This window comes from Arthrobacter sp. GmRoot5-12 (genome assembly GCF_059739365.1).
Genome location: NZ_AP046056.1, coordinates 3169201 through 3191917, shown reverse-complemented (window position 1 = coordinate 3191917; position 22717 = coordinate 3169201). Strand labels below are relative to the sequence as shown.

The following is a 22717-nucleotide window of genomic DNA, read 5'->3' as shown; positions in this document are numbered from 1 at the left end:
CCAAGGCAACAACCGAAAGGAACCGTCATGACACTGCACCTGGACCGGAGGCATTTCCTGGGCCTGGCAGGGGTATCCGCCTCTGCAGCTGCCCTGGCCGCATGCGGCGGACCATCAACAACCGGCGGCGGCCAGGCTACCTCCCAGGCAGCCGAGATCGACTTCAACGGCGTGAAGCCCGCCGCCAAGATCGACTTCTGGTCCAGCCACCCTGGCCAGTCCCAGGAGGTGGAGAAGAGCCTGATCGACAAATTCCACGCCAAGAACCCGGACATCACCGTCAACCTGGTCACCGCCGGTGCCAACTACGAGGAAATTGCCCAGAAGTTCCAGACCGCCCAGGCCGCTAAGTCGGGCCTGCCGGGCGTGGTGGTCCTGTCCGATGTCTGGTGGTTCCGCTACTACACCAACGGCAGCATCATTCCGGTTGACGGCCTTATCAAGCAGCTGGACATGAAGATGGACGACTTCCAGCAGTCGCTGGTCAATGACTACAAATACGACGGAAAGCAGTGGGCACTGCCCTACGGCCGGTCAACGCCGCTGTTCTACTACAACAAGGACCACTTTGCGGCGGCTGGAATTCCCGACCGTGCCCCGAAGACCTGGGACGAGTTCAGTCAGTGGGCACCCAAGCTGAAGGCAAGCTCGGGCGCGCAGTACGCCTATATCTACCCCGCACTCGCCGGGTACGCGGGCTGGACGCTGCAGAACATGCTGTGGGGCTGGGGCGGCGGCTGGTCCAAGGAATGGAACATCACGTGCGACTCCACCGATTCCGTGGCGGCCCTGCAGTGGGCGCAGGACTCCATCTACAAGGACAAGTGGGCCGGTGTTTCGTCCAAGGAAGCGGCGGATGACTTCTCGGCCGGGCTGACCTCCACCACCATTTCGTCCACCGGTTCGCTGCTGGGGATCCTGAAGTCGGCCAAGTTCAACGTTGGTGTTGGCTTCCTGCCGGGCGGTCCCAAATCCCAGTCGAACGTGTGCCCCACGGGCGGCGCCGGGCTGGGCATCCCCAGCGGGATCACCAAGGAGGAACAGCTGGCCGCCGGCAAGTTCCTGGACTTCGTCACCCAGCCGGAGAGCACGGCGGAGTTCTCGGCAGCCACCGGCTACATGCCCACCCGCAAGTCCGCGGACATGGCGGCCGTCCTGGCCAAGACGCCACAGATCAAGACCGCCATGGACCAGCTGGCGGTGACCAAAGTCCAGGACAACGCCCGGGTGTTCCTGCCGGGCGCCGACCAGGAAATGGCCAAGGCCGCCGCCAAGATCCTCACCCAGCAGGGCGACGTCAAGTCCACCATGACGGACCTGAAGAACACGCTGCAGAGCATCTACGACCGCGACGTGAAGCCGAAACTGAAGTCGTAGCACCTGGCCGACGCGCAAAAGCCCTGGCGACACCCATTTACAGGTGTCGCCAGGGCTTTTGCGTGTCGTGCCTGAAGGCGCGCGTCGCTTACGGAATCGGCGCGTCGCCTACGGGATCGGCACGGGGGTGACGCCGAGGGGCAACAGGTGCTCCGCGCCGCCGTCGGGAGCTGAAAGCACCCAGATGCCTTTTTCGTGCACGGCCACGGAGTGCTCCCACTGGCAGGAACGCTTGGCGTCGGTGGTGACCACCGTCCAGTCGTCATCCAGGACTGCCGTGTCAATGCTGCCGCGGACCAGCATGGGCTCGATGGCCAGGCACAGGCCCGGTTTGATCTTGGGCCCGCGGTGGTTGGTGCGGTAGTTCAGGACGTCCGGTGCCATGTGCATCTCGGAGCCGATGCCGTGGCCCACGTAGTCCTCCAGGATGCCAAGCGGTTTGCCCGGCACAGATGAAACGTAGTCGTCGATGGCGGCTCCGATGTCTCCCACATGAGTGCCGGTTGCCAGTGCCGCGATCCCCCGCCACATCGCTGCATGGGTGACGTCGGACAGCCGCTGGTCCTCGGGGTCCGCGTTTCCCACGATCACAGTGCGGGCGGAGTCCGAATGCCAGCCGTTGACGATCGCGCCGCCGTCGATGGAGATGATGTCGCCGTCCTGCAGGACGCGGCTGCCGGGGATGCCGTGCACCACTTCCTCATTGACGGACGTGCAGATGGTAGCGGGGAAGCCGTGGTAGCCCAGGAAGTTGGACTTGGCACCTGCCTCGTTGAGGACTGCGGCGAAGACGTCATCCAGGTGCTTGGTGGTGACCCCCGGCACCGCGGCGGCAACGGCGGCATCCAGTGCACGGCTGAGGACCAGGCCGGCCTCATGCATGGTGCGCATCTGGGCGTTGTTCTTGAATTCGATGCGGGGCTGGCCGAAGGCCATGGTGTGTCCTTTCAAATGGCTGAGGCTCCTCCCGGATGCCGGGAGGAGCCTCGATAAACCGGGCGCCTGGGGTCAGGCTGCCTGTGCGGCCTTGATGGCCTGCATTACGCGGTTGGTGACTTCGTCGATGGGACCGATCCCGTCAACCTGGGTGAGGATGCCGCGCTCGGCGTACTTTGCCACCACGGCTTCGGTCTGCTCGTGGTACAGGTCAAGGCGGTGGCGGATGACGGCTTCGTTGTCGTCGCTCCGGCCTGTTTCCTTGGCCCGGCCCAGGAGGCGGTGGACCAGTTCCTCGTCATCGGCGGTCAGCTGCAGGACCACGTCGAGCTTCTCGTCGCCGTCGGCGAGGATCTCGTCCAGGTAGTCCACCTGCGCGGTGGTGCGCGGGTAGCCGTCAAGCAGGAAGCCGTTCTCGACGTCGGACTCGCCCAGGCGGTCGCGGACCATCTTGTTGGTCACGCTGTCCGGAACAAAGTCACCGTTGTCCATGTACTTCTTGGCCTCGATGCCCAGAGGGGTTTCACCCTTCACGTTGGCCCGGAAGATGTCACCGGTGGAGATGGCCACAACGCCGAGGCGTTCTGAGATCCGCTCCGCCTGCGTTCCTTTTCCGGAACCGGGAGGTCCAATAATCAGCATTCTCGTCATCGCAAAAGCCCTTCGTAGTGACGTTGTTGTAGCTGCGCATCAATTTGCTTTACGGTCTCCAACCCAACGCCCACCATGATCAGGATCGAGGTGCCACCGAACGGGAAGTTCTGGTTTGCGTTGATCAGTACCAGTGCAACCAACGGGATCAGCGCCACGAAGCCCAGGTAGAGGGCGCCGGGCAGGGTGATCCGAGAGAGCACGTACTGCAGGTAATCAGCGGTCGGCCTGCCGGCGCGGATACCTGGGATGAAGCCGCCGTACTTCTTCATGTTGTCTGAGACTTCTTCAGGGTTGAAGGTAATCGCGACGTAGAAGTAGGTGAAGAACACGATCAGGACGAAGTAAACCGCCATATAGATCGGGTGGTCACCGCGGGTGAGGTTGTTGTTGATCCATTCAACCCACGGTTGCATCGACTCGCCGTTCCGGGGCTGGTTGAACTGTGCGATCAGCCCGGGAATGTAGAGCATGGAGGAGGCGAAGATCACCGGAATGACACCGGCCATGTTCACCTTGATGGGAATGTAGGTGCTGGTGCCGCCCACGGTGCGCCGGCCGATCATACGTTTGGCGTACTGGACCGGAACGCGCCGCTGGGACTGTTCCACGAAGACCACCAGCGCGACGGTGAGCAGGCCAACGGCCAGGACAATGAAGAAGGTCCCGGGGCCCTGCGAGGTCCAGATGGCACCCAGCGAGGTGGGGAACTGCGCAGCGATGGACGTGAAGATGAGCAGCGACATGCCGTTGCCCACGCCCTTCTCGGTGACGAGCTCACCCATCCACATGATCAGGCCGGTGCCGGCCGTCAGCGTGATGATGATCAGGATGGTGGTGATGATGCTGTTGTCCGGGATCACCGGCAGCTGGCAGCCGGGAAGCAGCTGCCCGGAGCGGGCCAGGGACACCAGCGTGGTGGCGTTGAGCAGGCCCAGCGCGATGGTGAGGTAGCGGGTGTACTGGGTCAGCTTGGACTGTCCCGACGCGCCCTCGTCGTAAAGCTGCTGGAACCGGGGAATGACCACCCGGAGCAGCTGGACGATGATGCTGGCCGTGATGTAGGGCATGATGCCCAGGGCGAAGATGGACACCTGGAGCAGCGCACCGCCGCTGAAGAGGTTAACGAGCTGGTACAGCCCGCCGGCGGTCTGACCGTTTTGCAAGCATTGCTGGACATTCTGGTAGTTCACACCTGGCGAGGGAATGAAAGCACCCAAGCGGAATATGGTGATGATTCCCAGCGTGAACAACAACTTGCGTCGCAGATCAGGCGTGCGAAAGGCCCGGCCAAATGCGCTAAGCAAGCGTCCTCCTGTGGTGTCAATAAGAGTGGGGGTGCGGAACTTGATAAATCCCGACAACCGAGTCTAACGGTTGAATGTGCCGTGCGAACAATCCGCGCCAGCGCGCATGCGCCGGATGGCAGGAAAATATCGCCCGGCGGATGTGAAAAACTCCCGGTATCCGGGGCCGAAGCCCGCGGATACCGGGAGTTCAACAGCTGGCGCCGTCCCTTAGAGGGCGGTGGTGCTTCCGCCTGCTGCAGCAATCTTTTCAGCGGCACTGGCCGAGAATGCGTGGGCGGTGACGTCAACCTTGACGGTGATGTCGCCGGTGCCCAGCACCTTGACGGGCTGGTTCTTGCGAACTGCGCCCTTTTCGACCAGGTTCTCCACGGTGACTGCGCCACCTTCCGGGAACAGCTCGTTGAGCTTGTCCAGGTTTACAACCTGGAACTCAACCCGGAACGGGTTCTTGAAGCCACGCAGCTTCGGCAGGCGCATGTGCAGCGGCAACTGGCCGCCGGCAAAGCCAGCCTTCACCTGGTAGCGGGCAGCCGTACCCTTGGTACCACGGCCGGCAGTCTTACCCTTGGATGCCTCACCACGACCAACACGGGTCTTGGCGGTCTTGGCACCCGGCGCGGGACGCAGGTGGTGAACCTTCAGGGCGTTCTGCTTCTCAGCAGCCTGTGCCTTATCAGCAGTGTTCTCTGCCATTTACTTCGCCTCCTCTACCTTTACCAGGTGCGGAACCGTGTTGAGCATTCCAACGGTCACGGCATCGGCGGTGCGGACAACGGTGTGTCCGATCCGCTTCAGGCCGAGGGACCGAAGGGTGTCGCGCTGGTTCTGCTTGCCGCCAATGGCGGACTTGATCTGAGTGATCTCCAACTGAGCGTCGGAGGGGACCAGGTTCTTAGCCATGACTAAACACCTGCCTTAGGGGCGAGGAGGGCCTTCACCAGTGCCGCCGGAGCGATCTCGTCGAGGGGCAGGCCGCGGCGTGCTGCCACTGCTGCCGGCTCTTCGAGGCGCTTCAGGGCATCAACAGTCGCGTGAACGATGTTGATGGCGTTGGAGGAACCGAGCGACTTGGAGAGGATGTCGTGGATACCCACGCACTCCAGTACTGCACGGACCGGACCACCGGCGATAACACCGGTACCGGCGGAGGCCGGACGCAGCATTACAACGCCTGCAGCGGCTTCACCCTGAACGCGGTGCGGGATGGTGCTGCCAACGCGGGGAACGCGGAAGAAGGACTTCTTGGCCTCTTCAACGCCCTTGGCGATAGCAGCGGGAACTTCCTTGGCCTTGCCGTAGCCCACGCCGACCATGCCGTTACCGTCACCAACGACGACGAGTGCGGTGAAGCTGAAGCGACGACCACCCTTGACGACCTTGGAAACGCGGTTGATGGTGACAACGCGCTCTACGAACTGGTTCTTCTCGGCTTCACGGCCACCGTCGCGGCCGCCACGGCCACCGCGGTCGCCGCGGCCCTGGCCGCGGTCGCCACGCTCGCCGCGACGGGCGCCACCACGGCGGTCCTCGGCAGCGGGGGCAGTGGTCTCAGCAGCTGCGGCTTCGGGCGCCTTCTGATCTGCAGACACAGTGTCCTTTTCCTTGTTTGCTTCGGTCACAGTGACAGCCCACCTTCGCGTGCACCGTCAGCGACGGCGGCAATGCGGCCGTGGTACTTGTTACCACCACGGTCGAACACGACAGCCTCGACGCCGGCAGCCTTGGCACGTTCGGCAACGAGCTCGCCGACGCGCTTGGCCTTGGCAGTCTTGTCACCGTCGAATGCACGGAGGTCAGCTTCCAGGGTGGACGCGCTTGCTACGGTCTGGCCAATGCTGTCATCGACAACCTGGACAAATACGTGGCGTGCGGAGCGGTTGACCACCAGGCGGGGGCGGGCAGCCGTACCGGCAATGCGCTTGCGGATACGAAGCTGGCGGCGGCTGCGGGCAGCAGCCTTGCTCTTGTTCGTACGCTTCTTGTTAATGGAGATGGCCATGGTTACTTACCAGCCTTTCCGACCTTGCGGCGGATGACTTCGCCGGCGTAACGGATGCCCTTGCCCTTGTAGGGGTCCGGCTTCCGCAGCTTACGAATGTTGGCAGCAACTTCGCCGACCTGCTGCTTATTGATACCTGAGACAGAGAGCTTGGTCGGTCCCTCTACTGCAAAGGTGATGCCGGCCGGAGCGGAAACGCTGACCGGGTGGCTGTAGCCGAGAGCGAACTCAAGGTCAGATCCCTTGGCCTGAACGCGGTAACCGGTACCGACGATTTCAAGCTTCTTCTCGTAGCCTGCGGTGACGCCCTGGATCATGTTGGCGATCAGGGTGCGGGTCAGGCCGTGGAGCGAACGGGAGGCGCGCTCGTCGTTCGGGCGGCTGACGGTCAGGGTGTTCTCGTCCAGGGCAACCTCGATGGGGCTGGCCACAGTGTGGGTCAGCTCCCCCTTGGAACCCTTGACGCTGACGACAGAGCCGTCAACCTTGACCTCAACGCCGGCAGGAACGGTGATGGGGAGACGTCCAATACGTGACATTATTCTCTTCCTTTCCCGTTACCAGACGTACGCGAGGACTTCGCCGCCCACGCCCTTCTTGCCGGCCTGCTTGTCAGTCAGGAGGCCGGAAGAGGTGGACAGGATTGCGATACCCAGGCCACCGAGCACGTGAGGCAGGTTGGTGGACTTCGCGTAAACGCGGAGACCCGGCTTGGAGATGCGGCGTACACCGGCGATGGAACGCTCGCGGTTCGGACCGAACTTGAGTTCGAGGGTCAGCTTCTTGCCAACCTCAGCGTCCTCTTCCTTCCAGCCGGCGATGAAACCTTCGGCCTTGAGGATGTCGGCAACGCGTGCCTTGAGCTTGCTGTAAGGCATAGACACGGAGTCGTGGTATGCCGAGTTTGCGTTACGCAGGCGCGTAAGCATATCTGCGACAGGATCTGTCATTGTCATGTGGGCTCATGCCCTTCCTCGTAACGGTTTCCGCCGTTCCCTCCTTGATGGAGCGGAGCGGCCGGACCTTTTACGTAGTTAATTAAGCTTCGGTTTTGAACGGGAAACCAAGCGCCTTGAGCAGCGCGCGGCCTTCGTCATCGGTCTTGGCGGTGGTCACAACCGTGATGTCCATACCGCGGACGCGGTCGATCTTGTCCTGGTCGATTTCGTGGAACATAACCTGCTCGGTCAGACCGAAGGTGTAGTTGCCGTTGCCATCGAACTGCTTGCCGCTGAGGCCGCGGAAGTCGCGGATACGGGGCAGGGCCAGGGTGACCAGGCGGTCCACGAATTCCCACATGCGGTCGCCACGCAGGGTTGCGTGTGCACCGATGGGCATGCCTTCGCGCAGCTTGAACTGTGCGATCGACTTGCGGGCCTTGGTAACCTGCGGCTTCTGGCCGGTGATCTGGGTGAGGTCGCGGACAGCGCCGTCGATCAGCTTGGAGTCCTTGGCGGCATCTCCAACACCCATGTTCACAACAACCTTCACCAGGCGGGGTACCTGGTTCACGTTCTCGTACTTGAATTCATCCTGGAGCGTTGCCTTGATGGATTCGGCGTACTTGGTCTTCAGACGAGGAACGATCTTCGTTGCCGGAGTCTCGAGAGTCTCAGTCATTAGATGTCCTTCCCGGAGCTCTTGGACACGCGGATGCGGACGGTCTTCTTGACACCGTTCTTCTCCACCGTGTCGAGGCGGAAGCCCACGCGGGTCGGCTTCTTGGTCGACGGGTCAACCAGGGCCACGTTGGAAATGTGGATCGGGGCCTCTACGACCTCGATGCCACCGGTCTTGGTGCCGCGCTGCGACTGTCCAACCCGGGTGTGCTTGGTGACGCGGTTGATACCCTCAACCAGCACGCGGTTGGTGTCGGTGAATACGCGCAGAACCTTGCCCTGCTTGCCGCGGTCGCCGCCGCGCTCAGCCTTGGCGCCAGTGATGACCTGAACCAGGTCACCCTTTTTGATCTTTGCAGCCATGGACTAGAGCACCTCCGGAGCCAGAGAAACGATCTTCATGAACTTCTTGTCACGCAGTTCACGACCAACCGGTCCGAAGATACGGGTACCGCGGGGGTCACCGTCGTTCTTCAGGATCACAGCTGCGTTCTCGTCAAACTTGATGTAGGAACCATCCGCACGGCGGCGTTCCTTCTTGGTACGGACGATGACGGCCTTGACCACATCGCCCTTCTTTACGTTGCCGCCCGGGATTGCATCCTTGACGGTGGCGACAATGACGTCACCGATGCCTGCGTAGCGACGGCCGGATCCACCGAGAACGCGAATGGTAAGGATTTCCTTAGCACCCGTGTTGTCGGCGACCTTGAGTCGCGACTCCTGCTGAATCACTATTTACTCCTTGCGTCGCGCCGGTTCTCAGGCCGTGATCTTGCTACGGAATGAGCCTTGCGGAACGGTTGATCGGGGTGTCTCTTGACCTGCCTGGATTTTGCCAGACCAGGCCTAAACGCCCGTGCCAGAAGCAGTTGCTCCCATCCGGTCCGGGACGGATCCCGGGCGCACAGGGGCACTATGCTGTGGCACGCTTGTTTACGAGGTTGATGACGGCGCGCGAAAGGCGCCATACAAACTCAATATCCTAGCACGTTTTTCGCCGGTCCCCATATCACCACCGCCCACCACCCCGCAAGACGGACGACGGCGTCACGCAGGGCAGCCTTTCGGCCCACCAAAGGTGCCACTCCCCCGCCAGTCCAGGCGCCGCCGTCGTCCGGCAGTCCACTACGCCCCATCACTACCTGCAGGAAATCCTCCAACGCGCCATCACCTCCCGCTGGTACGTTTCGGCAAGTGATGTGGCGTTTCCGAAAAGCGTGCAGGAAGTGATGGGGCGTCTGTGTGGGACGGACGGCCACGCCCGCTGTCCGTTAAACGAGGAAGCCCCCGCTCCCGGGAGGGAGCAGGGGCAACAGCTAAGCAGCAGGTGCTACTTGGCCTTCTCGAGGATTTCCACGAGCCGCCAGTTCTTGGTGGCGGACAGCGGACGGGTCTCGGCGATGACTACGAGGTCGCCGATGCCGGCGGTGTTCTCTTCGTCGTGTGCCTTGACCTTGGAAGTGCGGCGGATGACCTTGCCGTACAGTGCGTGCTTCACGCGGTCTTCAACCTCGACGACGATGGTCTTTTCCATCTTGTCAGAGACCACGTAGCCGCGACGGGTCTTGCGGTAACCGCGCTGCCCAGCCTTGGCTGCGGTAGCAGTTTCGGTCACGTTCTGGTCCTTTTCACTCACTTGGCGTCCTCCTCGGTCTCAGCCTTTTCAGCCTTGTCGGCCTTCTTGGTTGAAGCCTTCTTGGACTTCTTCTCTTCCTTGGCTTCCACAACCGGTGCGGCAACCTCGGCACGAATGCCCAGCTCGCGTTCGCGGAGAACGGTGTAGATGCGGGCGATGTCCTTCTTTACCGCGCGCAGGCGACCGTGGTTCTCCAGCTGTCCGGTGGCGGACTGGAAACGCAGGTTGAACAGCTCTTCCTTGGCCTTGCGGAGTTCTTCAACGAGACGCTCGTTGTCGAAACCGTCCAGCTGTGCGGGAGCCAGATCCTTGGATCCTACTGCCATTTCTATTCACCACCCTCGCGACGCACAATGCGTGCCTTCAACGGCAGCTTGTGGATTGCCAGGCGCAGGGCCTCGCGAGCTACCTCTTCATTGACACCGGAGAGTTCGAACAGAACCCGGCCCGGCTTGACGTTGGCGACCCACCATTCCGGTGAACCCTTACCGGAACCCATGCGGGTTTCGGCCGGCTTCTTGGTCAGGGGACGGTCCGGGTAGATGTTGATCCAGACCTTACCGCCACGCTTGATGTGGCGGGTCATCGCGATACGAGCGGACTCGATCTGACGGTTGGTGACGTATGCCGGGCTCAGGGCCTGGATGCCGTACTCACCGAAGGAGACCTGGGTACCGCCCGTAGCAGCGCCGGAACGACCCGGGTGGTGCTGCTTACGGTGCTTTACTCGACGTGGGATAAGCATTTAAGCCTGTCCTCCTTCTGCAGCAGCAGGTGCTGCTTCAACTGCCGGTGCTTCGGCAGCAGGAGCTGCGTCAGCGGCCGGGCGGTCGGTGCGACGGCGGCGGTCACCACGGTCAGCGCCACCCGGGCGGCCGGGACGGTCGCCACGGTTACCGCGGGACGGAGCTGCAGCAGCCTGTGCTGCCAGTTCCTTGGCGGTGACGTCACCCTTGTAGATCCAGACCTTCACGCCGATACGGCCGAAGGTGGTCTTGGCTTCGTAGAAGCCGTAGTCGATGTTCGCGCGGAGGGTGTGCAGGGGCACACGGCCTTCGCGGTAGAACTCCGAGCGGGACATTTCAGCGCCACCCAGGCGGCCCGAGCAGGCGATACGGATGCCCTTGGCACCTGCACGCTGAGCGGACTGCATGGCCTTCTTCATCGCACGGCGGAATGCCACGCGGGAAGTCAGCTGCTCTGCAACGCCCTGGGCAACAAGCTGGGCTTCCATCTCGGGGTTCTTGACCTCGAGGATGTTCAGCTGGACCTGCTTGCCGGTGAGCTTTTCGAGCTCGCCGCGGATGCGGTCTGCTTCTGCTCCACGGCGGCCGATGACGATGCCGGGACGTGCCGTGTGGATGTCCACGCGGACACGGTCACGGGTGCGCTCGATCTCGACCTTGGCGATGCCGGCGCGCTCCATGCCCGTGGACATGAGCTGGCGGATGCGGATGTCTTCGCGGACGAAGTCCTTGTACCGCTGGCCTGCCTTGGTGCTGTCAGCGAACCAGTGCGATACGTGATCGGTGGTGATGCCGAGTCGGAACCCGTGCGGGTTTACTTTCTGTCCCACTTAGCGAGCCTCCTCTTTCTCCGGGGTAGCGACTACCACGGTGATGTGGCTGGTGCGCTTCTTGATCTGAAATGCACGACCCTGGGCACGCGGCTGGAACCGCTTCATGGTCGGGCCTTCATCAACAAACGCTTCGCTGATGATGAGGTCGCCTTCGTCAAACGCCACGCCGTCGCGGTCCGCGAGGACCCGGGCGTTGGAGATTGCCGACTGAACTACCTTGAATACCGGCTCCGAAGCTGCCTGGGGGGCAAACTTCAGAATTGCCAGAGCCTCATTCGCTTGCAATCCACGAACAAGGTTGACGACGCGCCGGGCCTTCATAGGCGTTACGCGGATGTGGCGCGCAATTGCCTTGGCTTCCATTGCTTTCCTTCTCTCGTCTTTGACGTAAACGCAGGCGCCTAGCGGCGCTTGCCCTTACGGTCGTCCTTGACATGGCCGCGGAATGTCCGCGTGGGAGCGAATTCGCCGAGCTTGTGCCCGACCATCGACTCAGTGACAAACACCGGGATGTGCTTGCGTCCGTCGTGTACGGCGATCGTGTGTCCGAGCATGTCGGGGATGATCATCGAACGGCGGGACCAGGTCTTGATGACGTTCTTGGTGCCCTTTTCGTTTTCCCTGGCTACCTTCACAAAGAGGTGCTGGTCAACGAAAGGACCTTTTTTCAGGCTGCGTGGCATGTGTCCAGGCTCCTATCGCTTGTTCTTGCCAGTACGACGGCGACGCACAATAAGCTTGTCGCTCTCTTTGTTGGGGCGGCGGGTGCGGCCTTCACGCTTACCGTTCGGGTTGACGGGGTTACGTCCACCGGACGTCTTACCCTCGCCACCACCGTGCGGGTGGTCAACCGGGTTCATGGCAACACCACGGACGGTCGGGCGGACGCCCTTCCACCGCATACGGCCGGCCTTGCCCCAGTTGATGTTCGACTGCTCGGCGTTGCCCACCTCGCCGACGGTTGCGCGGCAGCGCACGTCAACGTTGCGGATTTCACCGGAAGGCAGGCGCAGCTGGGCGAAGCGGCCTTCCTTGGCAACAAGCTGGATGGATGCGCCGGCGGAGCGGCCCATCTTGGCGCCGCCACCCGGACGCAGTTCCACTGCGTGGATAACGGTACCCACCGGGATGTTGAGCAGGGGCAGGTTGTTACCGGGCTTGATGTCAGCACCGGCACCTGCCTCGACAACGTCACCCTGGGAGAGCTTGTTGGGAGCGATGATGTAACGCTTGGTGCCATCAACGTAGTGCAGGAGGGCGATGCGAGCCGTGCGGTTCGGATCGTACTCGATTTCGGCAACGCGGGCGTTGACGCCGTCCTTGTCGTGGCGACGGAAGTCGATCAGACGGTACTGGCGCTTGTGCCCACCACCCTTGTGACGGGTGGTGATCTTACCGGTGTTGTTACGGCCGCCCTTCTTGGGCAGCGGACGTACCAACGACTTTTCCGGCGTCGACCGCGTAATTTCGATGAAGTCCGCTACGCTCGAGCCACGACGGCCCGGGGTAGTCGGCTTGTACTTACGGATTCCCATAATTTATTTCCTCGTTAAAGTGGTCTCCGCTACGCGAGCGGACCGCCGAAGATGTCGATGGTGCCTTCTTTGAGGGTGACAATCGCACGCTTGGTGTTCTTGCGGGTACCCCATCCGAATTTGGTGCGCTTGCGCTTACCGGCACGGTTGATGGTGTTGATCGATTCGACCTTGACGGAGAAGATCTTCTCCACGGCCAGCTTGATCTCGGTCTTGTTCGAACGGGGGTCCACCAGGAAGGTGTACTTGCCCTCGTCGATCAGGCCGTAGCTCTTTTCCGACACGACGGGTGCAAGCACGACGTCGCGGGGATCCTTGATGGTGGCTGCACTCACTTGGCATCCTCCTCGTTCTTAGCTGCCTTAGCGGCAACGAATGCGTCGTAGGCAGCCTTGGTGAAGACAACGTCATCAGAGACGAGAACGTCGTAGGTGTTCAGCTGGTCTACGTACAGAACGTGAACGCCGGCGAGGTTGCGCACGGACAGTGCGGCAACGTCGTTATCGCGCTCGATGACGACCAGCAGGTTCTTGCGGTCGGACACACCGCGGAGCGTTGCCAGTGCGGTCTTGGCTGAGGGCTTGGTGCCTTCAACCAGTTCTGCGACAACGTGGATGCGACCGTTGCGTGCCCGGTCAGACAGTGCGCCGCGCAGTGCAGCAGCAATCATCTTCTTGGGGGTGCGCTGGCTGTAGTCACGCGGAGTGGGACCGTGGACGATGCCACCGCCGGTCATGTGGGGAGCACGGATGGAACCCTGACGGGCGCGGCCGGTGCCCTTCTGCTTGAACGGCTTGCGTCCTGCACCGGAAACTTCAGCGCGGGTCTTGGTCTTGTGGGTTCCCTGGCGGGCAGCAGCGAGCTGGGCAACGACAACCTGGTGCAGCAGCGGCACGTTGGTCTGAACGTCGAAGATCTCTGCAGGCAGGTCAACCTGGACAGTGTTAGCCATTGAACTAGGCTCCCTTCACGGCGGTGCGTACGAGTACGACCTGGCCGCGGGCGCCGGGAACGGCACCCTTGATCAGGAGCAGCGACTTCTCGACGTCAACCGCGTGGACCGTGAGGTTCAGCGTGGTGTGACGAACGGCGCCCATGCGGCCGGCCATTTTCATGCCCTTGAAGACGCGGCTCGGGGTGGATGCGCCACCGATTGAACCGGGCTTACGGTGGTTCTTGTGGGCACCGTGGGAAGCTCCAACACCGTGGAAGCCGTGACGCTTCATAACACCGGCGAAGCCCTTACCCTTGGTGGTGCCGATGACGTCGATCTTCTGGCCGGCTTCGAAGACCTCTACGGAGAGCTCCTGGCCCAGCTCGTACTCGGCAGCATCTGCGGTACGGAGTTCGACGACGTGGCGGCGAGGCGTGACGCCTGCCTTTTCAAAGTGACCAGCCAGCGGCTTGGTGACCTTGCGGGGATCGATCTGGCCGTAGCCGATCTGAACGGCGACGTAGCCATCGGTCTCAGCGTTGCGCAGCTGGGTGATGACGTTCGAGTCTGCCTGGACCACAGTGACGGGGATGAGCTTGTTGTTCTCGTCCCAGACCTGGGTCATGCCGAGCTTCGTGCCCAACAGGCCCTTTACGTTACGGGTTGCGGTCATAGTTTCTCAGCACCTCCCTACAGCTTGATTTCGATGTTCACGTCAGCCGGCAGGTCGAGACGCATGAGCGAGTCAACAGCCTTCGGCGTGGGATCGATGATGTCGATAAGACGCTTGTGCGTGCGCATTTCAAAGTGCTCGCGGCTGTCCTTGTACTTGTGCGGAGAGCGGATCACGCAGTACACGTTCTTCTCCGTCGGCAGCGGCACGGGGCCGACTACCGTTGCGCCTGCGCGCGTGACCGTCTCAACGATCTTCCGTGCTGAAACGTCAATGACCTCGTGGTCGTATGACTTCAGCCGGATGCGGATTTTTTGTCCCGCCATGTCGCCTGACTCTCTTTCAGTCTGTGCTTCCCCGGTTTAGGGCTGCCCTGTTCACTTACTCGTTGTATGGCTGCCGAAGCATTTGAGGTCGTAACCACCATCCGCCGCACAAACTGAATCCGGATGAATCCGGGTTCCTCACCTTGCCGGCGTAACCGACCCCCGCGGTCGGGCGTGTCGCGCTGGGCGCACATATAAATCCGCAGTTCCATGGGGGTGGGTTATGTTTGGTCTTCAGCTTGGACCCTGCACCCGGCATTATCCGGATCGGGACGCGAAGAAGCGCTTGAACAACTCATCTAGTATGCCGGAAATCCGCGGCAGATGCGAATCGGCTCCGGGTCCGGGCTGGTCACCGGCCATTGCCGCGGACCCGAACGCGCTGGATGATAGGGAGCATGACCCTGGAAGGCACTGAATCGGTGACCGAACTGGCCGGACGCGTTCCGCCGTCGTTCACGCTTGGCGTCGCGGCGGCGGCGTTCCAAATTGAAGGCGCACTCAAGGCCGGGGGCCGTGGGCCATCGGGGTGGGATGCCTTTGCGGAGAAGCCCGGCGCCATCCAGGACGGACACTCCCCCGCCGTGGCCTGCGACCATTACAACAGGTTGCCGGAGGATGTGGCGCTGCTCAAGGAACTGGGCGTTGACTCATACCGGTTCTCGCTGTCCTGGCCACGCATCCAGCCGGATGGCCAGGGCGGCTTCAATCCCGAGGGCCTGGACTTTTACGACCGGCTGATCGACCAACTCCTTGAGGCCGGCATCTCCCCCATGGCAACGCTCTACCACTGGGACACCCCGTTGCCCCTGGAACACCGCGGCGGCTGGCTGAACCGTGACACCGCGGAGCGGTTTGGCGAGTATGCCAGGGCTGCCGGCGAGCGGTTCGGCGACCGTGTGGCGCAGTGGGTCACCCTCAACGAACCGGTCTCGGTCACCCTGAACGGCTATGCCCTTGGAGTGCACGCACCGGGGCGCCGGTTGATGTTTGACGCCCTTCCCGCCATCCATCACCAGCTCCTGGCGCACGGGCTCGGCGTGCAGGCACTGCGGGCCGCCGGCGTGGCGGGCGGCATCGGCCTGACCAACCTGCACTCCCCCGTCAGGCCCGCCACCAGGAAGCTTGGCGACCGGCTGGTGGCCCATCTCTACGACCTGCTCATGAACAGGATCTATGCCGACCCCGTCCTGCTGGGCCAATACCCCTCGCTGCCGCTGTACGCTAAGCCCTGGCTGCGATCAATCGGGAGGATTTCCGATGCGGACCTCCGGACCATCCACCAGCCGCTGGACTTCTACGGACTGAACTACTACTTCCCCGTCAAGGTGGCCCTGGGGCCGGGCATCACTCCCCTGCCTGCGGATATGCACAAGCAACTCGCCAAGCTGCCCTTCCACGAGGTTGGCTACTCCGAGTTCGACAGCACAGGATTCGGCTGGCCCGTGGCACCGGACCATCTGGGAATCCTGCTGCGGGAAATGCGGGACCGGTACGGAGCGGCCCTCCCGCCGGTGTACATCACCGAGGGCGGTGCCAGCTTCCCCGAACCCGACCGTATCGCCGGCACACTGGAAGATACCGACCGCGTTGAGTACCTTGCCGCACATCTGACGGCAGCGCTTGACGCCACCGCCCCCGGCGGCCACGCCGAGGGCGTGGATCTCCGGGGCTACTACGTCTGGACGCTGATGGACAACTTTGAGTGGGCGGCCGGCTACTCGCAGCGTTTTGGGCTGGTGCACGTGGACTTCGAGACACTGGAGCGGACGCCCAAGCGGTCCTTCTACTGGTACCAGGCGTTGTCCAGGGCCCGGCGCCACCGGCCACATTAGTGGCGCGCCACCGGCCAGGTTAGTGGCGCGCCACCAGCACCGTAGCGGCGGCCGCGGGTTCAGCCGTGTCCCAACACCGTGAGGAAGATCAGCACGCAGTTCAAGCCCACGATCAGGGTGGCGCTGGTCCAACCGGCGATCTTGAGCGGCTTTGAATCGGCGTGGATGCCCATCACCTTGCGGCTGCCGGTGAGCCGGATCAGGGGGATCAGCGCGAACGGGATGCCGAAACTCAGGAGGACCTGGCTCAGGACCAACGCCAGCGTCGGTTCAATCCCTGCGCCCAGGACCGCCAGCGCGGGAATCAGGGTGACGGTCCGCCGGACCAGCAGGGGAATCCGCACCTTGAGGAGGCCGCCCATGATGGTGGCCCCGGCGTAGCATCCCACCGAGGTGGACGCCAGGCCGGAGGCCAGCAGGCCCACAGCGAAAACGACGCCGATCACAGGGCCCAGTGCGGACGTCACGGCAGCGTGCGCGCCGGCAATGGTGTCAGTACCCTCCACGCCGCGAAGGCTGGAGGCAGCCAGCAGCAGCATGGCAATGTTGACGACGCCGGCGAGCAGCAAAGCGCCGGCGACATCCACGCGCGTGGTTCGGATCAGCCGGGTCCTGACCGCCGGATCTTCCGAGAATCCGTGGCGGTCGCGGGCAAGGGCGGAATGCAGGTAGATGGCATGCGGCATAACCGTGGCCCCGAGCATGCTCGCCGCGAGCAGCACGGTGTCGGTCCCCTCGAACCGGGGCACCAGTCCGGCCAGGGCGCCGCCGGCGTCAGGCGGTGCGACGAAGAGGCCCGAAACGAACCCGACAGCAATGACGCCCAGCAGGGTAAGAATGGCAAATTCGAAGGATTTCTGGCTGCGGTGCGACTGGAGCGCCAGCAGCAGCATGGACGCCAGGCCGATAACGACGCCCCCGGTCAGCAGGGGCAGGCCGAACAACAGGTTCAGTGCCACTGCCCCACCGATAACCTCGGCCATGTCAGTGGCCCCGGCAACGATCTCGGCCTGCACCCAATAGGCGCGGCGGCGCCGCGTGCCCAGGCGCTTCCCGAGGATTTCGGGCAGGCTCATGCCGGTGGCGAGCCCCAGCTTGGCTGACTGGTACTGGATCAGTACGGCCATGCCATTGGCTGCAACGAGGACCCAGACCAGGAGGTAGCCGAAGCTGGCGCCGGCGGTCAGGTTGGCGGCGACATTTCCCGGGTCGACGTAGGCAATGGCAGCAACGAATGCCGGCCCGAGCAGGAGCAGGCGGGACCAGATCCTGGGGGTGGCGGATTCCGCCGTCATTGTTGAAACAGCCATTGCGTGTCCTCGTCGTTGCGGGCGTCGATATGACGAGGATACCCCGAATTTAGGTATACCGAAAAGTAGGAGTAAGGAGTACCGGCAGATCGGCGTGCTGCCCCTGTTGCTACTGGTTTTTGTTTGCCCTGTTGATCCGCTTGGCCCGGTCAATCTCGCGCCGGAAGTACTTCCTGGTCCAGAACACCCCGGCTACAACGGCCACCGCGATGATCAGGAAAATAAGCCATCCCATGATGAACTCCTTTCAGTGGTGCAACAGTACCAGTGGTCCCTTAACGAAAAAGGACAGCCCCGCTGCTACTGCAGCGGGGCTGTCCTTCAGGTCAGCAAGTACTACTTGATGATCTTGGTAACACGTCCCGAACCAACGGTGCGGCCGCCTTCGCGGATTGCGAAGCCGAGGCCCTCTTCCATAGCGATCGGCTGGATGAGCGCAACGGTCATCTCAGTGTTGTCGCCAGGCATAACCATTTCCGTGCCCTCGGGCAGGGTGATAACGCCGGTTACGTCCGTGGTGCGGAAGTAGAACTGCGGGCGGTAGTTGGAGTAGAACGGGTTGTGACGTCCGCCTTCGTCCTTGGAGAGGATGTAGACGTTGGCCTCGAAGTCGGTGTGGGGGGTGATGGAACCCGGCTTGACGACAACCTGGCCACGCTCGACATCGTCGCGCTTCAGACCGCGGAGCAGGAGGCCACAGTTCTCGCCGGCCCATGCTTCGTCGAGCTGCTTGTGGAACATCTCGATACCGGTAACCGTGGTCTTCTGGACCGGGCGGATGCCGACGATCTCGACCTCGGAGTTGATGGCGAGGGTTCCACGCTCGGCGCGGCCCGTAACAACGGTGCCACGACCGGTGATGGTGAAGACGTCCTCGATCGGCATCAGGAACGGCTTGTCGCGGTCACGTACGGGGTCCGGAACGGACTCGTCCACAGCAGCCATCAGGTCCTCAACGGACTTGACCCACTCGGGGTCGCCTTCCAGGGCCTTCAGGCCGGAAACGCGGACAACCGGAGCGTTGTCGCCATCGAAGCCCTGCGAGCTCAGGAGCTCACGAACTTCCATTTCGACGAGGTCGAGGAGTTCCTCGTCCTCAACCATGTCAGCCTTGTTCAGCGCGACCAGCAGGTAGGGAACACCAACCTGGCGGGCGAGCAGAACGTGCTCGCGGGTCTGAGCCATCGGGCCGTCGGTAGCGGCAACCACGAGGATTGCGCCGTCCATCTGGGCAGCACCGGTGATCATGTTCTTGATGTAGTCAGCGTGGCCGGGGGCGTCAACGTGTGCGTAGTGACGCTTCTCGGTCTGGTACTCCACGTGGGAGATGTTGATGGTAATACCGCGCTGACGCTCTTCGGGTGCAGAGTCAATCGACGCGAAGTCACGCTTCTCGTTGAGATCCGGGTACTTGTCGTACAGCACCTTGGAAATGGCGGCCGTCAGCGTCGTCTTACCGTGGTCAACGTGACCAATGGTGCCGATGTTGACGTGCGGCTTAGTCCGCTCGAACTTTGCCTTTGCCACAGGTTCCTCCTAGAACGTTTTCAAATAGCTTGCCCTCCAGCCGCGCTTATCGCGGTAGAACTCAGGCAAGTCTACTTGGGGGGCTTTGGATTGGTGAAATTGCAGATTCAGGAACTAATACTAATCCCCTGAGCCTGTTCGTGCAGGGGCCGGACCGGCTTGCCGGATAAATCCGGCCGGCCCGGCCACCTGCACCGGCTGCGCTGTCCGCTGGCGGACTGCCCAACCGAGGTGTTCGCTTTGAAAGTCCGGAAGGACTACTCGCCGCGGGACTTCTGGATGATCTCGTCGGCAACTGCCTTCGGGACCTCGGCGTAGCTGTTGAACGTCATGGAGTACACAGCGCGGCCCTGGGTCTTGGAGCGCAGGTCACCGATGTAGCCGAACATGCCGGACAGCGGAACGTGCGCACGGATGACCTTGACGCCCTGTGCATCTTCCATGGACTGCATCTGGCCACGGCGGGAGTTGAGGTCACCGATAACTTCACCCATGTATTCCTCAGGGGTGCGGACCTCGACATCCATCAGTGGTTCGAGCAGAACCGGGTTCGCCTTGCGTGCAGCTTCCTTGAAAGCCATACGGCCGGCGATCTTGAACGCCATTTCCGAAGAGTCAACATCGTGGTACGCGCCGTCGATCAGCGTGGCCTTGATGCCTACAACCGGGTAGCCGGCCAGGACGCCGTCGTTCAGTGCATCCTGGATGCCCGCGTCAACGGACGGGATGTACTCGCGCGGAACGCGGCCACCGGTGACCTTGTTCTCGAACTCGTACAGCTCGCCTTCGGCGGTGTCCAGCGGCTCGATGGCGATCTGGATCTTTGCGAACTGGCCCGAACCACCGGTCTGCTTCTTGTGCGTGTAGTCGTGGCGTTCGACGGCGCGCTTGATGGTTTCGCGGTAGGCGACCTGGGGCTTGCCCACGTTTGCCTCGACCTTGAACTCGCGGCGCATGCGGTCCACCAGGATGTCCAGGTGGAGCTCGCCCATGCCGGCGATGATGGTCTGGCCGGTGTCTTCGTTGAGGGACACCTGGAAGGTGGGGTCCTCAGCGGAGAGCTTCTGGATGGCCGTGGAGAGCTTCTCCTGGTCACCCTTGGTGTTCGGCTCGATGGCAACCGAGATCACGGGCTCCGGGAAGCTCATGGACTCGAGCACGATCTGGTTGTTGGCATCACACAGGGTGTCACCCGTGGTGGTGTCCTTCAGGCCAATGGCTGCGTAGATGTGGCCTGCGGTAGCGCCCTCAACGGGCATTTCCTTGTTGGCGTGCATCTGGAACAGCTTGCCGATGCGCTCCTTCTTACCCTTGGTGGAGTTGACCACCTGGGCGCCTGCCTCCACGTGACCGGAGTACACGCGGATGAAGGTGAGCTGGCCGAAGAACGGGTGCGCAGCAATCTTGAACGCCAGAGCCGAGAAAGGCTCTTCCGATGAAGGCTTGCGGGTCAGTTCCTTCTCTTCGTCGCGAGGATCGTGGCCGACCATCGGGGGGACGTCGAGCGGGTTCGGCAGGTAGTCCACAACTGCGTCGAGCATGGGCTGAACGCCACGGTTCTTGAAGGCGGAACCGCAGAAGATCGGGTACAGCTCGGAGTTGATGGTCATCTTGCGGATGCCGGCCTTGAGCTCGTCGATCGAGATCTCTTCACCCTCGAGGTACTTGTCCATGAGTTCCTCGGAGGACTCAGCGACAGTCTCAACGAGGGTCGCGCGGTATTCCTCAGCCTTTTCCTGGAGGTCAGCCGGGATCTCGCGGATCTCGTACTTGGCACCCATGGTCACGTCACCCTTGGCATCGCCGGGCCACACCAGGGCGCGCATGTAGAGCAGGTCAACGACGCCGATGAAGTCGTTCTCGGCACCGATGGGCAGCTGCATGACCAGCGGCTTGGCACCGAGGCGGCTGATGATGGTGTCTACGGTGAAGTAGAAGTCAGCACCGAGCTTGTCCATCTTGTTGACGAAGCAGATACGCGGAACGTTGTACTTGTCAGCCTGGCGCCAAACAGTCTCGGACTGCGGCTCAACGCCTTCCTTGCCATCGAAGACGGCGACTGCACCGTCGAGGACGCGCAGGGAGCGCTCAACCTCAACCGTGAAGTCAACGTGGCCGGGGGTGTCGATGATGTTGATCTGGTTGTTTTCCCAGAAGCAGGTCACGGCGGCAGACGTGATGGTGATGCCGCGTTCCTTTTCCTGTTCCATCCAGTCGGTGGTCGAAGCGCCGTCGTGCGTTTCGCCGATCTTGTGGTTCACACCCGTGTAGAACAGGATGCGCTCGGTGGTGGTGGTCTTGCCGGCATCAATATGGGCCATGATGCCGATGTTGCGGACCTTACTAAGGTCGGTAAGCACGTCCTGTGCCACGGGGTCTCCTTTTGGGATGGACTACGCGTTCGCCGCCGGCTCTGTTGAGCCGGCGGCGTCCGGGGAGTATTACCAGCGGTAGTGTGCGAAGGCCTTGTTGGACTCGGCCATCTTGTGGGTGTCTTCGCGACGCTTCACAGCGGCACCGAGACCGTTGGACGCATCCAGGATTTCGTTCTGGAGACGCTCGGTCATCGTCTTCTCGCGGCGGGCCTTGGAGTAGCCAACCAGCCAGCGCAGGGCGAGTGCGGTGGAGCGGCCGGGCTTGACCTCAACCGGAACCTGGTAGGTGGCGCCACCGACACGGCGGGAGCGGACCTCGAGGGAAGGCTTGACGTTGTCCATCGCCTTCTTGAGTGCTGCTACGGGGTCGCCGCCGGACTTGGCGCGTGCGCCTTCGAGTGCACCGTAGACAATGCGCTCTGCCGTGGACTTCTTGCCGTCAACGAGCACCTTGTTGATGAGCTGGGTTACCAGCGGGGAACCGTATACCGGATCCGAAACGAGCGGCCGCTTGGGGGCCGGACCCTTGCGAGGCATATTACTTCTTCTCCATCTTTGCGCCGTAGCGGCTGCGGGCCTGCTTACGGTTCTTCACACCCTGGGTATCGAGGGCGCCACGGACGATCTTGTAGCGGACACCCGGGAGGTCCTTCACACGACCACCGCGAACGAGCACAATGGAGTGCTCCTGCAGGTTGTGGCCAACACCGGGGATGTAGGCGGTAACTTCCACGCCGCCGTTGAGGCGCACACGTGCCACCTTACGCAGAGCCGAGTTCGGCTTCTTCGGGGTGGTGGTGTAGACGCGGGTGCAGACACCGCGGCGCATGGGGCTGCCCTTAAGCGCGGGAGCCTTGGTCTTTGAGACCTTAGGCGTGCGGCCCTTGCGGACCAGCTGGTTAATCGTAGGCACTCTCGTGTTCTCCGTTTTATCCGGAGTGGCTGTTTCCGGCCACTCTCCTGTTGCGTTGCCCCGCCGCCCGGGCCTTGAAGAAGATCTCCAGGGCGGCGAAGGCGAAGCCTTAATAGTCGGATCGCATTCCCGGGGGCGACTGGCGTCGGACAAGTCCCTAGGCATGCAAAAATGTGGCA

Annotated in this window: 31 protein-coding genes; 2 read left to right on the top strand and 29 right to left on the bottom strand. The window is 62.3% G+C overall.

The window, feature by feature from the left end; genetic code table 11:
* Window positions 1-27 precede the first annotated feature (27 nt).
* Window positions 28-1377 (top strand): ABC transporter substrate-binding protein, encoded by a 1350-nt coding sequence (locus AC6JAM_RS14780; protein WP_018769145.1) that lies wholly within the window; start codon window positions 28-30, stop codon window positions 1375-1377.
* Window positions 1378-1485: 108 nt separating this feature from the next.
* On the opposite strand, the gene map is transcribed toward AC6JAM_RS14780, so the two are convergent.
* The 23 genes from map to rpsJ all read right to left on the bottom strand — a co-directional run bounded on the left by map (window position 1486) and on the right by rpsJ (window position 14578).
* Window positions 1486-2313, bottom strand: a complete 828-nt coding sequence (gene map / locus AC6JAM_RS14775; protein ID WP_144600745.1) for a type I methionyl aminopeptidase — start codon at window positions 2311-2313, stop codon at window positions 1486-1488.
* Between the two features lie 72 nt (window positions 2314-2385).
* On the bottom strand, window positions 2386-2955 hold the full coding sequence (locus AC6JAM_RS14770; protein WP_018760442.1) for an adenylate kinase: 570 nt from the start codon (window positions 2953-2955) through the stop codon (window positions 2386-2388).
* Window positions 2956-2960: 5 nt separating this feature from the next.
* Window positions 2961-4271: a preprotein translocase subunit SecY gene (secY, locus tag AC6JAM_RS14765; protein ID WP_026265742.1), complete on the bottom strand. Its 1311-nt coding sequence runs from the start codon at window positions 4269-4271 to the stop codon at window positions 2961-2963.
* 210 nt (window positions 4272-4481) lie between these two features.
* A complete protein-coding gene (rplO, locus tag AC6JAM_RS14760) occupies window positions 4482-4967 on the bottom strand; it encodes a 50S ribosomal protein L15 (protein ID WP_013601817.1) in 486 nt (161 codons plus the stop codon).
* Window positions 4968-5174, bottom strand: a complete 207-nt coding sequence (rpmD, locus tag AC6JAM_RS14755) for a 50S ribosomal protein L30 (RefSeq protein WP_009358731.1) — start codon at window positions 5172-5174, stop codon at window positions 4968-4970.
* A 2-nt stretch (window positions 5175-5176) separates the two neighbouring features.
* Entirely contained in the window at window positions 5177-5893 is a 717-nt protein-coding gene (gene rpsE / locus AC6JAM_RS14750) for a 30S ribosomal protein S5 (RefSeq protein ID WP_018769142.1), read from the bottom strand.
* Entirely contained in the window at window positions 5890-6273 is a 384-nt protein-coding gene (gene rplR, locus AC6JAM_RS14745; RefSeq protein WP_018769141.1) for a 50S ribosomal protein L18, read from the bottom strand. The genes rpsE and rplR overlap by 4 nt, the downstream gene beginning before the upstream one ends.
* Window positions 6274-6275: 2 nt before the next feature.
* Entirely contained in the window at window positions 6276-6812 is a 537-nt protein-coding gene (gene rplF / locus AC6JAM_RS14740; protein WP_018769140.1) for a 50S ribosomal protein L6, read from the bottom strand.
* Between the two features lie 18 nt (window positions 6813-6830).
* Window positions 6831-7229, bottom strand: a complete 399-nt coding sequence (rpsH, locus tag AC6JAM_RS14735; protein WP_018769139.1) for a 30S ribosomal protein S8 — start codon at window positions 7227-7229, stop codon at window positions 6831-6833.
* Window positions 7230-7311: 82 nt separating this feature from the next.
* Window positions 7312-7893, bottom strand: coding sequence for a 50S ribosomal protein L5 (rplE, locus tag AC6JAM_RS14730; RefSeq protein WP_018769138.1), 582 nt, complete (start codon window positions 7891-7893; stop codon window positions 7312-7314).
* A complete protein-coding gene (rplX, locus tag AC6JAM_RS14725; RefSeq protein WP_015937845.1) occupies window positions 7893-8255 on the bottom strand; it encodes a 50S ribosomal protein L24 in 363 nt (120 codons plus the stop codon). Before rplX ends, rplE begins: the two co-directional genes overlap by 1 nt.
* Before the next feature lie 3 nt (window positions 8256-8258).
* Window positions 8259-8627 (bottom strand): 50S ribosomal protein L14, encoded by a 369-nt coding sequence (rplN, locus tag AC6JAM_RS14720; RefSeq protein ID WP_003803789.1) that lies wholly within the window; start codon window positions 8625-8627, stop codon window positions 8259-8261.
* A 598-nt stretch (window positions 8628-9225) separates the two neighbouring features.
* Entirely contained in the window at window positions 9226-9531 is a 306-nt protein-coding gene (gene rpsQ / locus AC6JAM_RS14715; protein WP_018769137.1) for a 30S ribosomal protein S17, read from the bottom strand.
* Window positions 9528-9857: a 50S ribosomal protein L29 gene (rpmC, locus tag AC6JAM_RS14710; RefSeq protein WP_018769136.1), complete on the bottom strand. Its 330-nt coding sequence runs from the start codon at window positions 9855-9857 to the stop codon at window positions 9528-9530. The genes rpsQ and rpmC overlap by 4 nt, the downstream gene beginning before the upstream one ends.
* Before the next feature lie 2 nt (window positions 9858-9859).
* Window positions 9860-10276 (bottom strand): 50S ribosomal protein L16, encoded by a 417-nt coding sequence (rplP, locus tag AC6JAM_RS14705; protein WP_043454603.1) that lies wholly within the window; start codon window positions 10274-10276, stop codon window positions 9860-9862.
* The gene (gene rpsC, locus AC6JAM_RS14700; protein ID WP_134163700.1) at window positions 10277-11107 is read right to left on the bottom strand and encodes a 30S ribosomal protein S3; all 831 of its coding nucleotides are present in this window, start codon (window positions 11105-11107) and stop codon (window positions 10277-10279) included.
* Entirely contained in the window at window positions 11108-11473 is a 366-nt protein-coding gene (gene rplV, locus AC6JAM_RS14695) for a 50S ribosomal protein L22 (protein ID WP_009358304.1), read from the bottom strand.
* 38 nt (window positions 11474-11511) lie between these two features.
* Window positions 11512-11793 (bottom strand): 30S ribosomal protein S19, encoded by a 282-nt coding sequence (rpsS, locus tag AC6JAM_RS14690; RefSeq protein WP_003803803.1) that lies wholly within the window; start codon window positions 11791-11793, stop codon window positions 11512-11514.
* A 12-nt stretch (window positions 11794-11805) separates the two neighbouring features.
* Complete coding sequence (gene rplB, locus AC6JAM_RS14685; protein ID WP_026264302.1) at window positions 11806-12645, bottom strand: 50S ribosomal protein L2; 840 nt, start codon at window positions 12643-12645, stop codon at window positions 11806-11808.
* 29 nt (window positions 12646-12674) lie between these two features.
* Window positions 12675-12980 carry a 50S ribosomal protein L23 gene (gene rplW, locus AC6JAM_RS14680; protein ID WP_011692807.1) on the bottom strand — a complete coding sequence of 102 codons (306 nt, stop codon included), beginning with the start codon at window positions 12978-12980 and terminating at the stop codon, window positions 12675-12677.
* On the bottom strand, window positions 12977-13597 hold the full coding sequence (gene rplD, locus AC6JAM_RS14675) for a 50S ribosomal protein L4 (RefSeq protein WP_018769134.1): 621 nt from the start codon (window positions 13595-13597) through the stop codon (window positions 12977-12979). Before rplD ends, rplW begins: the two co-directional genes overlap by 4 nt.
* Window positions 13598-13601: 4 nt before the next feature.
* Entirely contained in the window at window positions 13602-14252 is a 651-nt protein-coding gene (rplC, locus tag AC6JAM_RS14670; protein WP_018769133.1) for a 50S ribosomal protein L3, read from the bottom strand.
* A 17-nt stretch (window positions 14253-14269) separates the two neighbouring features.
* On the bottom strand, window positions 14270-14578 hold the full coding sequence (rpsJ, locus tag AC6JAM_RS14665; RefSeq protein ID WP_003803825.1) for a 30S ribosomal protein S10: 309 nt from the start codon (window positions 14576-14578) through the stop codon (window positions 14270-14272).
* Between the two features lie 398 nt (window positions 14579-14976).
* Between rpsJ and AC6JAM_RS14660 the strand changes: the two genes are divergently transcribed.
* Complete coding sequence (locus tag AC6JAM_RS14660; RefSeq protein WP_018769132.1) at window positions 14977-16413, top strand: GH1 family beta-glucosidase; 1437 nt, start codon at window positions 14977-14979, stop codon at window positions 16411-16413.
* Window positions 16414-16472: 59 nt separating this feature from the next.
* Here AC6JAM_RS14660 and AC6JAM_RS14655 read toward each other — a convergent pair whose 3' ends face one another.
* The 6 genes from AC6JAM_RS14655 to rpsL all read right to left on the bottom strand — a co-directional run bounded on the left by AC6JAM_RS14655 (window position 16473) and on the right by rpsL (window position 22538).
* Window positions 16473-17723, bottom strand: coding sequence for an Nramp family divalent metal transporter (locus AC6JAM_RS14655; RefSeq protein WP_497935172.1), 1251 nt, complete (start codon window positions 17721-17723; stop codon window positions 16473-16475).
* A gap of 109 nt (window positions 17724-17832) precedes the next feature.
* Window positions 17833-17958: a hypothetical protein gene (locus AC6JAM_RS14650; protein WP_018769130.1), complete on the bottom strand. Its 126-nt coding sequence runs from the start codon at window positions 17956-17958 to the stop codon at window positions 17833-17835.
* 101 nt (window positions 17959-18059) lie between these two features.
* Window positions 18060-19250: an elongation factor Tu gene (gene tuf, locus AC6JAM_RS14645; protein WP_013601835.1), complete on the bottom strand. Its 1191-nt coding sequence runs from the start codon at window positions 19248-19250 to the stop codon at window positions 18060-18062.
* Window positions 19251-19507: 257 nt separating this feature from the next.
* Complete coding sequence (fusA, locus tag AC6JAM_RS14640) at window positions 19508-21622, bottom strand: elongation factor G (protein ID WP_018769129.1); 2115 nt, start codon at window positions 21620-21622, stop codon at window positions 19508-19510.
* Window positions 21623-21691: 69 nt separating this feature from the next.
* The gene (gene rpsG, locus AC6JAM_RS14635) at window positions 21692-22162 is read right to left on the bottom strand and encodes a 30S ribosomal protein S7 (protein ID WP_003803829.1); all 471 of its coding nucleotides are present in this window, start codon (window positions 22160-22162) and stop codon (window positions 21692-21694) included.
* A gap of 1 nt (window position 22163) precedes the next feature.
* The gene (gene rpsL / locus AC6JAM_RS14630; protein ID WP_009358312.1) at window positions 22164-22538 is read right to left on the bottom strand and encodes a 30S ribosomal protein S12; all 375 of its coding nucleotides are present in this window, start codon (window positions 22536-22538) and stop codon (window positions 22164-22166) included.
* Window positions 22539-22717: the final 179 nt, after the last annotated feature.